Below are 13574 nucleotides of genomic sequence, written 5' to 3' on the forward strand. Positions count from 1 at the left end.
TATTAAATATTCGCTTTAGCATATTCTAAAGCTTCAGTTTTAGCTTCTTTTATTTTGCTAATATCTTTTCCACCCGCTTGAGCAAAGTCAGGACGACCTCCACCACCACCACCAACGATTGGAGCAATTGCTTTAATCCAATCACCAGCTTTTACATTTGTATTTTTACTTCCAGCAACAAGCATAACTTTGTCACCTTTTGCTTGAAGTAATAATACTGCTAATTTTTCATTTGCATTTTTTAAATCATCAACGATTTTTTTAATATCACCATTTTCTACAATATCAACAACAACTTTTGTATCACCAATCATTTCTTCGTAAACAGGTGCTGCTGTTTGACTTTGTGCTATTTCAACTTCTTTTTTAAGATCTTTTACTTGTTCTTTTAATTTTTTAATTCCAGATATTGCATCTTTATTTTTAAGTTCAGCTTGTACGTCTTGGTATTTTTTAATAATAGAGTTTGTATATTCAATTGCAGCTAATCCACAAACTGCTTCAATTCGACGAACTCCTGCACTAACTCCTGATTCTTTTGTTATATAAATAGAGCCAATATCTGAAGTGTTATTTACGTGCGTTCCACCACAAAATTCTACTGAAACATCTCCGAAGCTTACTACTCTAACACTTGAGCCATATTTTTCACCAAACATAGCAATTGCGCCTTTGTTTTTTGCTTCCTCAATTGGTAACTCTTCAACATCACCAGAAATTCCTGTTGCAATCATAGTATTAACTAAATCTTCAACTTCTTTGATTTGTGCTTCTGTCATAGCTTTTGGATATGTAAAGTCAAATCTTAGTTTTGAAGTATCATTTAAAGATCCAGCTTGTGCTACAGTATCACCTAAAACCATTTTAAGTGCACTTTGTAAAAGGTGAGTTGCACTATGATGTTTTTCAATTTCTTTTCTATTTACTACTACAGCTTGAACTTTTTCACCTTGTTTTAGTGTTGAATTTTCAACTTTTACCTTTGAAAGGTTGATATCATAGAATTTTGAAGTCTCAGAAATTATAGCAATATGCTCATTATCTTCTAACGCTCCAGTATCTCCACTTTGTCCACCTGATGTTGCATAAAATGGAGTTTTATCTAACATAACCCAACCAATTTGTCCAGCATTTAAAGTAGTAACTTCTTGAAACTTTTCATCAAGTAAAGCTACAATTGTAGAGTTTTCAAATGTTTTTTCATATCCAACAAAAGTATTTTTACCATACTTTTCTAATAATGTTTTAAAATCACCTTCTGTAGCTGCATCTCCACTACCTTTCCAAGCAGCTTTTGCTTTTGTTTTTTGCTCACTCATTAACTCATCAAACTTAGTATTATCAACTTTTAAATCTTTATCTCTTAACATATCTTCTGTTAAGTCTAATGGGAATCCATAAGTATCATAAAGTTTAAAAGCAACAGCTCCTGAGAATACCTCTTTTGTTTTTGCTAATTCATCATTAAAAATACTCATACCTAAATCAATAGTTTTAAAGAATCTTTCTTCTTCAAGAGTTAATTGTTCTTTTATATAATCTGCTTTTTCATTTAAATCAGTATAGTGAGAACCTAAAATATCACATAAAGTATCATAAACTTTTGCTAAGAATGGTTTTCTAAATCCTAATAAATATCCATGTCTTACTGCACGTCTTAAAATTCTTCTAGAAACATAAGGTCTTCCTTCATTCCCAAATAAAATTCCTTGAGATAACATAAATGATGTTGCTCTTAAATGGTCTGCAATTACTCTGTATGAACCTATTGTTTCATCATTTGCAGTTTTTCCTGCTAACTCTTCAATCTTTTTGATTATTGGTTGAAAGTTTGATGAATCAAAGTTATTTAAAACACCTTCTTTGATAGCAATTACTCTTTCAAGTCCCATACCTGTATCGATTGAAGGTTTAGGAAGAGGAACTAATGTTCCATCTTTTTGTCTATCATATTGCATAAATACAAGGTTCCAGATTTCTAGGAATCTATCACCTTCTCCACCTAAGCAATCTTCATCTGAATTGAAGTGTTCTGAACCTTGGTCATAGAATATTTCACTACAAGGACCACATGCTCCTGTATCTCCCATAGACCAGAAATTATCTTTATCACCAAATCTTTTTATTCTAGAAGCATCAATATGTTCTTGCCATAATTCATATGCTTCATCATCACTTTTATGAATTGTTACCCATAACTTATCTATTGGAAGTTCAAGATTAACAGTTATAAATTCCCATGCATAAGCAATCGCTTCTTTTTTAAAATAGTCTCCAAAAGAGAAGTTTCCTAACATTTCAAAAAGTGTATGATGCCGTGCTGTATATCCAACATTTTCTAAGTCATTATGTTTACCACCAGCTCTTATACATAATTGACAAGAAGTTGCAGTTGGGTTCGCAGGTCTAGGAATTGCTCCTGTAAAAATATCTTTAAACTGAACCATTCCAGCATTTGTAAACATAAGTGTTGGGTCATCAGGAACTAATGGCATTGAAGAAACAATGTCATGTCCTTTATTTTTAAAAAACTCTAAATACTCTTTTCTAATATCCATGTGAATCATCCGTGTTAAATTTTTAAATATATTATCAAAAATTTGATTTATAAAAGATTAGTGAACTATTAATATAGAGATAAAACTTATTTTAAGTTATATAGGGTTATAATTAATACGTTTAATTTATAATTATCTTAAATACGAGAAATAAACTTTAATAATAAAAAGGAAATAAAATGGCAAAATATACAGAATTAACTCCAGCAAACTTTGAAGAAATCACTAATAGTGGTGTATCGATGGTTGATTTTTGGGCTCCATGGTGTGGACCTTGTAGAATGATTGCTCCTGTAATTGAAGAATTAGCAGAAGAGTTTGAAGGTAAAGCAAACATTTGTAAAGTTAATACAGATGAAGAGCAAGACTTAGCAGTAAAATATGGAATCAGATCTATTCCAACTATCATTTTCATGAAAGATGGTGAAGTTGTTGATCAAATGGTTGGTGCTTCTTCTAAACAAGCATTCACTGACAAAATCAATTCTTTAATTTAATAAATACTATCAATTTTTTTAAAAAAGGTAAGACTTTTGTAGTCTTACCTTTTTTTATGTCTAAAAACTAGCAAAATAATAAAATAAAAAATATTTTTACAAAAAGTCATATTAAGGTCATTTCTCTTCTTTATCATTTCAGTATAAATAAATTTAATACAAAAAATAAGGAGTTTATTATGACACTAAGTAACAACATGAAAATGGCACTGCCAATTGTAATTGCAATTATCATTGCTATTTTACCAACACCAGAAGGATTAAGTGTAAATGCACATTATTTCTTCGCGGTATTTTTAGGAGTGATTGTAGGATTAATTTTAGAGCCCATACCAGCTGCTTTAATTGGTTTGACAGGAGTTTCTTTTGCTGCTACTTTTGGTCTTGTTGGAGATACAGCAACAGCAAGTAGAAATTGGGCTTTAAGTGGTTTTTCAAATGGAGTAATTTGGTTGATTTTTGCAGCATTTATGTTTGCACTAGGTTACAGAAAATCAGGTTTAGGAAAAAGAATAGCTTTACTATTAGTAAAAGCACTTGGAAAAACAACACTAGGGCTTGGATATGCTGTTGCTTTTGCAGATGGTATCTTAGCACCATTTATGCCTTCAAATACGGCAAGAAGTGCAGGGACTATTTTCCCAATAGCTATTAATATTCCTCAAATGTTTAATTCAACTCCAGAGAATGAACCTAGAAAAATTGGATCATATATTTCTTGGGTTGCAATTGCAGCAACTTGTGTAACTAGTTCTATGTTTTTAACTGCACTTGCACCAAATTTACTTGCAGTATCTTTAGTAGAGAAAAGTACAGGAATTACAATTGCTTGGGGACAATGGTTTGGAACATTAGCAATTATCATGATTCCTTTATTTCTTTTAGTGCCTTATTTAACATATATTGTTTATCCTCCAGAACAAAAAAAATCTCCTGAAGCACCTGCTTGGGCGGCTAAAGAGTTAGTTTCTATGGGTCCTATTAGTAAAAAAGAATTAATCATGTTAGGTCTTGGTTTATTAGCACTTGTAATGTGGATATTTGGTTCACAAATTGGAGTAAATGGTACAACAGCTGCATTAGCAGTATTATGTTTACTTGTATTAACAGATGTAATTACATGGGAAGATGTAATTACTAATAAAGCTGCTATAAATGTGTTTATTTGGTTTGCTACATTAGTTGCAATGGCTTCTGGTTTAAAAGAAGTTGGCTTCTTAAAATGGGCTGCAGGTTTAATTGCTGGTGGTTTAGTTGGAATGGATCCTTTCTCTATTGTAATACTTTTAGTTGTATTATTCTTTGTGTTCCATTATTTCTTTGCTAGTGTTACAGCTCATACAGTTGCACTGTTACCATTATTTTTAGGAGTTGCTATAAATCTACTACCAGCTGAGATGATTCAACCTTTAGCTTTATTATTAGTAGGGTCATTAGGACTTATGGGAATTTTAACACCATATGCAACGGGACCATCACCTATTTGGTATGGAGCAGGATATATTTCACAAGCTACATGGTGGAAATTAGGAGTGATCTTTGGAGCTATTTATTTAGGAGCTTTGGTTATTTTAGGATTTGTAATTCTTTAAAGTACTAAGGGCTTTAATATAATATGCTTAATATAAGGTATCAAGTTTTTCTTGATACCTTTTTTATATCTAATAGTTAGCAATAATCTACTATAATTATTTAATGAAAAAACTAACAATCATTTATTTCCTTATATATACTTTCTTTTTGTCAACTTTTCTTTTTGCAAATAGTTCTATTCTAATTATTAACTCGTATCATAAAGGTTATGAATTTAGTGATAATATAATTTTAGGATTAGAAAAACAATTACATAAACATGAAGATATTGATTTTACACTGTTATATATGGATGCAAAAAGAATAACATCTGATGAATATTTCAAGAATTTAAAAAATTTATATAAAGTTCAATTACAAAGTCGTAATTATGATTTAGTAATAGCCATAGATAGATTTGCTTATGATTTTGTTTTAGAAAATTATAATGATTTTTTCCTCAACGAAGCTATTTTAGCTGTTGGGATTGAGAACTTCTCTCCAATTAAAGCTAAAAAATATGGAATTGAAAATAAAGTATCAGCTTTAATTGAAAAAAGAGACTTATCTGCAAATGTAAAATTAATAGAAACGATAATACCAACTATTAAAAAATTGTATGTAATAGATGATAAAAGTATAAATGCAAAGCATACAGAGCCTTTGATAAAAGAACTATTTAATGAATTTGATAATAGGTATGAATTAATTTATTTAAGAGAGGATACTTTAGCAAACTTGGAAAAGAGATTTGCAAAATATGAAGAAAATAGTGCTATTTTATTTATTCGTTTTTATAAAAATAGTGATGGAAAGCTAAATAAAAATCAAGCTATAAAAGAGTTTATTAATAACTCTAAAGTACCAGTATTTATTACTGATTCAATTTTTAATAAAAAAGGTGCAGTTGGTGGGAAAATAGTTGATTTAGAAAAGTTTGGAAATAAAGCAGGCCTAATAGCCTTAGATATTTTAGAAAATAAGAGTTTTTCAATTGAAAAATTTAATGACTTTGATTATGTATTTGATGCAAAGAAATTAGATCAATTTACACTTGCCGTAAATCAAGTTCCTTATGATTATAAAATAGTAAATAGAAGACTAACTTTTTACGATAAAAATAGAGGTTTAATAGATTTTGTTTTTACAATATCACCTATATTAGTTCTTTTGATAATTGGATTATTTCATAACATATATCTACGAAAGAAAACAGAAAAAATGCTAATTCAAAGAATAGAGTTTGACTCTGTACTTTTAAATGCAATTGAGAGTCCAATATTTTGGCAAAACAAAGATGGTAAAATAATTGATTCAAATAAAAAGTTTTGTAATTTTATTAGTTTACAAAGTAAAGAGATTTATGGTAAGAAGTTAAATGATTTTAAAGAGAATGAAAATGCTTCAAAACTTTTATATATTTTAGATAAATATAAAGAGAATGAAAAAGAAAATACTATTTTTAAATTTCAAATTTCAAAAAATGTAAAAAAGATATATTTTATAAAGCAAACTTCATATTGCGATAGTAAAACAAAAGAGACAGGAACGGTTACCATTTTCACAGATATTACAAAAGAAAAAGAGTATGAAGTTGAAAGAGAAAAAAATCAAGAGTTTGTTATCCAGCAATCAAAATTAGCAGAAATAGGAGAAATATTTTCTTCAATTGCACATCAATGGAAATCACCATTAGTTGAAATTACTACAATAGCTCAAGAGAGTTTTTATTCTTCAAATACCACTACTAATGAAGATGAATCATATGTAAAAGATATAATGACGCAAGTTGATTATATGAATAAAACTATAAATGACTTTCAAAACTTTATAGTGCCTTCAAATGAAAAGAAAGTGTTTGATGCAAAAGAATCGCTTGATTCAATTTTACAAATTGTAAATCATAATATAAAATATAACTATATAGATGTAACTATAAAAGTTTTTGAAAATACTAATACAAATATTTATGGATATAGAAATGAGTTTATGCAATCAACTCTAAATATAATTAATAATGCAAAAGATGAACTTTTAAAAAATGATTTAAAAAACAGAAAAATAGATATAGAGTTTTATAATAAAGAGAATAAACTTTTTATAACAATCCAAGATAATGCAGGTGGAATTGAAACATCTAAATTAAAAAAGATTTTCAAGCCATATTATTCTACTAAAAAAGATGGACATGGAATTGGTTTATATATGGCAAAAATGATTATTGAAGATAAAATGAATGGTAAAATAGAAGTAGAGAATATAAAAGATGGAGCTTGTTTTAAAATGATTTTTGGAAATGTCAAATGAAAATATTAATACTAGAAGATAATGAAAGACTATTAAATGTAATGAAAATGGCTTTAGAAAAAGAGAGTTATAGTGTGGATACTTTTATAGATGGAGATGAAGCTCTAAATGTACTTGATAATGGATATAATTGTTTTATCTTAGATATTAATGTACCTCATATTGATGGTATTTCTTTACTTGAATTATTGAGAATTAATCATAAAGAAACTCCTGTAATTATAATTAGTTCAAATCATGACTTGGAAAAAATCCAAAAATCATATGAATTAGGGTGTAGTGATTATATTAAAAAACCTTTTTATATTTTAGAATTAGTTCAAAAAGTTAAAAAACTATGTGTAATTCAAAAAAGATTTTTAAAATTTGATGAGGTTTATGAGTTTGATTTTATAAATCATATTTTATATGAAAATAAGAAAGAAATAGAATTAACAAAAAAAGAGATACTTTTTCTAGAACTTTTTTCAAAAAACTTACATCATGTTGCAACATATGAAGAAATTGAAGAGTATGTATGGGAAGGGGATGATACAAATCTTACAAACATTAGAGCAATGATAAAAAGGCTAAGAAAGAAAATACCAAATGATGCAATAGTTATAACAAAAGGAATGGGATACTCTTTAAATAAGAATGTAAAACTAATATAAAACAATTTAAGTTGGATATAAATTAGTAGATGATAAACTTTATCCAATAGTTTAAGGTTTGATTAAACTGTAACTTACAAAAATTTTAGTATTATTAGCTTTTTAATAAATACTATAAATTATAAATAATAGAATAAAAGGAATTTGATATGTTAGATTTAGCAATTATTGGAGGAGGACCTGCAGGATTAACAGCAGGACTTTATGCAACTAGAGGTGGTTTAAACAACGTTACTATGTTTGAAATGGGAATGCCTGGTGGACAAATTACAACTTCATCAGAAATTGAAAATTATCCAGGACAAAGTGAAATCGTAACTGGAATGGATTTAATGGAAAATTGGCCAGAACAATGTAAAAGATTTGGTTTAAAACATGAAATGAATCAAGTTACATCAGTAACAAAAAAAGATGAAGTTTTTACAATTACTACAGCAGATGGAAAAACACAAGAAGCTAGATCTGTATTATTAGCAACTGGTTCAGTTCCAAGACGAGCTGGATTTAAAGGTGAAGATATATTATTTGGAAAAGGTGTTTCTACTTGTGCAACTTGTGATGGTTTTTTCTATAAAGGAAAAGAAGTTGCTGTAATTGGTGGTGGAGATACTGCTTTAGAAGAAGCTGTTTATTTATCAAAAATGTGTTCAAAAGTATATGTAGTACATAGACGTGATACTTATAGAGCAGCTCCTTCAACTATTGAACATATGAAAAATGCAGAAAATATTGAAGAAGTTACAAATTGTGATATTGAAGAAGTTTATGGTGATAATATGGGTGTTACTGGATTAAAAGTTAAATCTAAAATCACTGGTGAAATTAGAGATTTAAAAGTTCCTGGAGTATTTGTTTTTGTAGGTCGAGATGTATTAAATGATTCATTAAAACAAGAAGATGGGTCTTTTTTATGTGAAACAAATAAAGCTGGTGAGATTGTTGTTGATTTAAGAATGAGAACAAATGTACCAGGTTTATATGCAGCTGGAGATGTTAGAATTGAAGCTTCAAAACAAGTTGTTTGTGCAGCTGGTGATGGTGCAACGGCAGCTGTTAATATTATTGAATATCTTGGATAAAAGGGAAATTATAAAATATGATTAAAGTAGGAATTCTAGGTAGTACAGGAAGAGTTGGTTCATTATTAATTGAAGATTTAAAAGATGACGAACAAGCAAGAGTTGCAGCTGTTCATGTTTTTGATAAATTAACAAAGCAATTACCTGAAGATACAGTTGTTACAAATGATATGAAAATATTATTTGATTCTTCTGATGTAATTATTGATTTTTCAGCTCCTGGTGCAACTGAAGCTTTATTAACAGAAGTTGTTGAAAATGGTGCTAGAAAACCTTTAGTAATAGCTACAACAGGTTTTACAAAACATCAACAAAACTTATTATTTGAAGCTAGTAAATTAGTACCTATTTTATATGCAACTAATATGAGTTTAGGTGTTGCAGTTTTAAATAAACTAGTGCACTTGGCATCTAAAACTTTAAGAGATTTTGATATTGAAATTGTTGAACAACATCATAAGCATAAAGTTGATTCTCCTTCTGGAACAGCTTTAACACTTGCAGAACATGCGGCGAATGCTAGAGAATTAGATCTTGATGAAGTTAGAGTTTCAGGACGTGATGGACAAATTGGCGCAAGAACTAAAGATGAAATAGCAGTTATGGCACTAAGAGGTGGAGACATTGTAGGTCGTCATACTGTTGGTTTATATAATGATGGTGAGTTTTTAGAATTAAATCACACTGCAACATCAAGAAATACTTTTTCAAAAGGTGCTATAAAAGTTGCTAAATGGATTATTGGTAAAGATCCAAAATTATATTCAATCAATGATGCTTTAGGTCTATAAGAATTAAAAAAATAAAATAAAACTAAAAGAAAAAGATATTTTCACTTTCACTTTTTCTTTTTTATAAGGTTAAATAAATGTGCGCAATAGTTGGAATTTACGGTAATGATAATGCTGCTAGACTAGCTTCTTTAGCTTTGTTTTCAATGCAACACAGAGGTCAAGAAGCTACAGGTATTTCATCATCATGTGATGGAAAGATTCATACGATTAAAAACAGAGGTCTTGTTTCAGATGTATTCAATGAGTCTGCATTAAAAGTACTAAAAGGTAATATGGCTATTGGTCATAACAGATACTCAACAGCTGGTGGAGACTCTATTTTAGATGCTCAGCCAGTATTTGCTAAGTATAAACTTGGTGAAATATCTATTGTTCACAATGGTAACTTAATCAATAAAGACGAGGTGAGAAAAGACCTAATTGATAAAGGTGCTATTTTTCAAACAGGAATGGATACAGAAAACTTAATTCATCTGATTGCTAAAAATACAAAAGATAGATTAAGATATAGAATTAAAGAAGCATTAGAGCGAACTGTTGGAGCATATTGTTTTATCGTTCAATCACGTTCAAAACAGTTTGTAATTAGAGATAAACATGGTATTAGACCATTATCTTTAGGAAAATTAAAATCAGGTGGTTATATAGTAGCTTCTGAAACATGTGCCTTTGATTTAGTAGATGCTACTTTTATAAGAGATGTTAAACCAGGTGAAATGTTGATTTTTAGTGAAGATTATGATGAACCAGAATCAATTCAACTTTTTGAACCTGACTTTAGACCTTGTGCTTTTGAATATGTATATTTTGCACGTCCTGATTCTGAAATAGATGGTAAAAATGTATATAAAACAAGAGAACATATGGGTAGAGCACTTGCAAGAAATGATTCTAAATCAAAAACTAAATATGATATGGTTATTCCAGTTCCTGATTCAGGTGTTCCAGCAGCACTCGGTTATGCAGCTGAAAGTGGAATTTCTTTTGAATATGGAATAATTAGAAATCACTATGTAGGTAGAACATTTATTGAACCAACACAAGAAATGAGAAACTTAAAAGTAAGAATGAAACTTTCACCTATGAAATCTTTAATTACAGGAAAATCATTACTTGTTATTGATGATTCGATTGTAAGGGGTACTACATCTAAAAGAATTGTAAAAATGCTTAAAGATGCTGGTGCAAAAGAAGTTCACTTTAGAGTTGCAAGTCCAGAAATTAAATTTCCTTGTTATTATGGTATTGATACTCCTAACAAAGAAGAACTTATTTCTAATAATATGACAAAAGATCAAGTAAAAGATTATATTGAAGCTGATTCTTTAGAATATTTATCTATTGATGACTTGGTAAATGCTATAGGTAATGATAGAAATTATGCCTTAGAAAGTTTTGATGGCGACTATTTCGTAAAAAATTAAAGTCTAAATATTAGGGTTTACCCCTAATATTTATTTTTTTAATTCTATCTCATATAAATCAGTTCTTCTATCTTTTAAATTTGTTACACTTCCTAAACTATGTAATTCTTTTAATAATTCTAAATCCACATCAGCAATAAGAATCATCTCAGTATTTGGAGTTGACTCAGCTTTTATTCCATTTGGTGGAAATGCAAAATCACATGGTGTAAATACAGCAGATTGCGCATATTGGATATCCATATTAGTAACCTTTGGAAGATTTCCTACGCATCCTGCAATTGCAACATAACATTCATTTTCAACAGCTCTAGCCTGTGCACAAATTTTTACTCTTGAATAACCATTTTGAGTATCCGTTAAAAATGGAACAAATAAAATATCCATTCCTTCACGTGCTAGAAGTCTTCCAAGTTCTGGGAATTCGCTATCATAACAAATAAGTACTCCTATTTTTCCACAATCTGTATCAAATGTTTTTATTTCATTTGAACCTTTTAATCCCCACACTTTCTTTTCATCAGGAGTAACATGCATTTTTGAATATTTCTCAATAGAACCATCACGTCTACATAAGAATCCAACATTATATAAATCCCCATCTACAAGTTCTGGCATACTCCCTGTAATAATATTTATATTATATGCAATTGCTAATCTTGAAAATTCTTCTTTAAATTTTGGAGTAAACTTTGCTAGTTCTCTAATAGCCTCAGCTTCACCTAAATGATTAAAAGCAGCCATTAAAGGTGCATTAAAGAATTCAGGGAATAGGGCAAAGTCACTTCTATAGTTTGAAACAGCATCAACAAAATATTCAGCTTGCTCAAGTACTTCTTCCATATTTTTATAGGGTCTTACTTGCCACTGTATTAGACCTAATCTAATAACAGTTTTTTGTTGCATTGGCGCTTTTGAGGGTTTTGAATAATAAATATTATCCCAGGCAAGTAATGAAGCATATTCGCAACTTTCTATATCTCCTTCAAGATAATTTTTTAAAACTCTTTTTACATAAAAATCATTTGAAAGTTGGAAGTTTAATACAGGATCATAGATTTCTCTTTCTCTAACTTTTGAGATATACTCTTTAGGTGTTAATTTATCAGAATATTTTTTATAATTTGGAAGTCTTCCTCCAAAAATTATACCTCTTAAGTTTAACTCTTCACAAAGTTCTTGTCTAAATTCGTATAATCTTCTACCAAGTCTTAATCCTCTATATTTTTTACTTACAAAAACATCTACACCATAAAGTGTATCTCCATGGTCATTATGAGTATCAAATGAGTAATCTCCAGTAATTTCTTTGTATGTATGTGAGTCATCAAACTTACTATAATCAACAACAATACTAAGTGCAAATGCAGTTAGTTCTCCATCAACTTTAATTCCAACTTGTCCTTTAGGAAACTTGTTTAGTAAAATTGAAAATTCTTTTAAAGTCCAAGATGAATCATCTAAATGTCTATATTCATCATTCATAAGAAGTACTATTTTTTCATGGTCTTCTAAAGTAAGATATGTAAGTTCTATTTTATCAATTGCATCCATTTTATGCCTTTAATTTTAAGTACATATATAAGTAGTTATATAAGGATGCTATTATAAGATAATTATTAGGAATTAATCCTAATAATTATTTGATTTTAAGTAGATAATCAACCACATTGTCAATAAATGCATCATGTTTTCTATCTTTTCTATATGCAATATATAGTTTTCTTACCATTTTTTGATTGTTAATTCTTGATTCATATAATGCGCCAGATTTTAATAATGAATCAATTGCATTTCTAGATACAATTGAAACAGTAGGTGTAATGGTTTTATCTGAGTGTAAAACAGTTTGTACAATAGTTGTGGCACTTGTAACTTCACTTGTAACATCAAATGTATCACAATCAGGGAAATTAGCTTTATCAAGATTCTCTTTAAATAATAATCTTGTATTTGATTCTGGATTTCTACAAACCCATTTATAAGATAATAAATCTTCAGCTTTTGCTTTTACTGGTAATTTTTGATTAGAGAAGATTACTATTTCATCTTCCATCCATTCTCTGTAAATAATATCATCATTAGCTACATAGTTTTCAACTAGAGCTATATCAATTTTTTTGTCTAATAAGTCTTTTATCGCTTCATGTGAAACGGAAACGTTTATTGAAACTTCATTGTTAATATTTTCTTTTAAATTGTTTAAAAATCTTGGTAATATATAGTTTCCAATAATAAACGATGCCCCAAATATAAAAGTTACATCTTTGTTCATAATTTTAAGTAATTCTTTTTCTCCATTAGTAACACATTTTTCTATTTTTAAAGCAATTGAATAAAGCATCTGACCTTCTTTAGTAAGTCTTATACCATTCTTTTTTCTGTCAACTACTTGAACATCTAAATAGTCTTCAATAAATCTCATTTGTTGTGTAACCGCAGGTTGTGAAATACCAAGTTTTGCTGAAGCTTTTGAGAAAGACTTTTCTCTAACAACTGTTAGAAAAGTTTGTAATTTAGCAAAATCTGTAAGCATTATATCCTCCGTAAAATAATTTATATTTATCATAACATTTATTTATAAATAGAATAATTAAGAAGAATAATAAATTTATTTAATATATGATATAATTAATATATTACGGGAGAGAAGATGTCTGAAAATTTATTATCATTATTGAATGATTCGC

The 13574-nt window shown here is 28.8% G+C and carries 10 protein-coding genes; 7 read left to right on the plus strand and 3 right to left on the minus strand.

Features of this window, described 5'->3' with window-relative positions:
* Positions 1-2: 2 nt before the first annotated feature.
* Positions 3-2558, minus strand: coding sequence for an alanine--tRNA ligase (gene alaS / locus KO488_RS07255; RefSeq protein ID WP_216058123.1), 2556 nt, complete (start codon positions 2556-2558; stop codon positions 3-5).
* Between the two features lie 179 nt (positions 2559-2737).
* Between alaS and trxA the strand changes: the two genes are divergently transcribed.
* From trxA to purF, 7 genes are all read left to right on the plus strand, one after another.
* Entirely contained in the window at positions 2738-3055 is a 318-nt protein-coding gene (trxA, locus tag KO488_RS07260) for a thioredoxin (RefSeq protein WP_216058124.1), read from the plus strand.
* Between the two features lie 179 nt (positions 3056-3234).
* On the plus strand, positions 3235-4647 hold the full coding sequence (locus tag KO488_RS07265) for a DASS family sodium-coupled anion symporter (RefSeq protein ID WP_216058125.1): 1413 nt from the start codon (positions 3235-3237) through the stop codon (positions 4645-4647).
* 103 nt (positions 4648-4750) lie between these two features.
* The gene (locus KO488_RS07270) at positions 4751-6934 is read left to right on the plus strand and encodes an ATP-binding protein (protein ID WP_216058126.1); all 2184 of its coding nucleotides are present in this window, start codon (positions 4751-4753) and stop codon (positions 6932-6934) included.
* A complete protein-coding gene (locus KO488_RS07275) occupies positions 6931-7587 on the plus strand; it encodes a response regulator transcription factor (protein WP_216058127.1) in 657 nt (218 codons plus the stop codon). Before KO488_RS07270 ends, KO488_RS07275 begins: the two co-directional genes overlap by 4 nt.
* A 149-nt stretch (positions 7588-7736) precedes the next feature.
* Positions 7737-8666, plus strand: a complete 930-nt coding sequence (gene trxB, locus KO488_RS07280; RefSeq protein WP_216058128.1) for a thioredoxin-disulfide reductase — start codon at positions 7737-7739, stop codon at positions 8664-8666.
* Between the two features lie 17 nt (positions 8667-8683).
* Positions 8684-9457 (plus strand): 4-hydroxy-tetrahydrodipicolinate reductase, encoded by a 774-nt coding sequence (gene dapB / locus KO488_RS07285; RefSeq protein ID WP_216058129.1) that lies wholly within the window; start codon positions 8684-8686, stop codon positions 9455-9457.
* Between the two features lie 77 nt (positions 9458-9534).
* Positions 9535-10884, plus strand: a complete 1350-nt coding sequence (gene purF / locus KO488_RS07290; RefSeq protein WP_216058130.1) for an amidophosphoribosyltransferase — start codon at positions 9535-9537, stop codon at positions 10882-10884.
* A 30-nt stretch (positions 10885-10914) separates the two neighbouring features.
* Here the strand turns inward: purF and KO488_RS07295 are convergent, their stop codons facing one another.
* Together KO488_RS07295 and KO488_RS07300 are read right to left on the minus strand one after the other, a co-directional pair.
* Positions 10915-12438 carry a bifunctional GNAT family N-acetyltransferase/carbon-nitrogen hydrolase family protein gene (locus tag KO488_RS07295; RefSeq protein ID WP_216058131.1) on the minus strand — a complete coding sequence of 508 codons (1524 nt, stop codon included), beginning with the start codon at positions 12436-12438 and terminating at the stop codon, positions 10915-10917.
* An 85-nt stretch (positions 12439-12523) separates the two neighbouring features.
* Positions 12524-13420 (minus strand): LysR family transcriptional regulator, encoded by an 897-nt coding sequence (locus KO488_RS07300; protein ID WP_216058132.1) that lies wholly within the window; start codon positions 13418-13420, stop codon positions 12524-12526.
* Positions 13421-13574 lie beyond the last annotated feature (154 nt).

This window comes from Poseidonibacter lekithochrous, from assembly GCF_018861145.1.
Lineage (GTDB): Bacteria > Campylobacterota > Campylobacteria > Campylobacterales > Arcobacteraceae > Poseidonibacter > Poseidonibacter lekithochrous_A.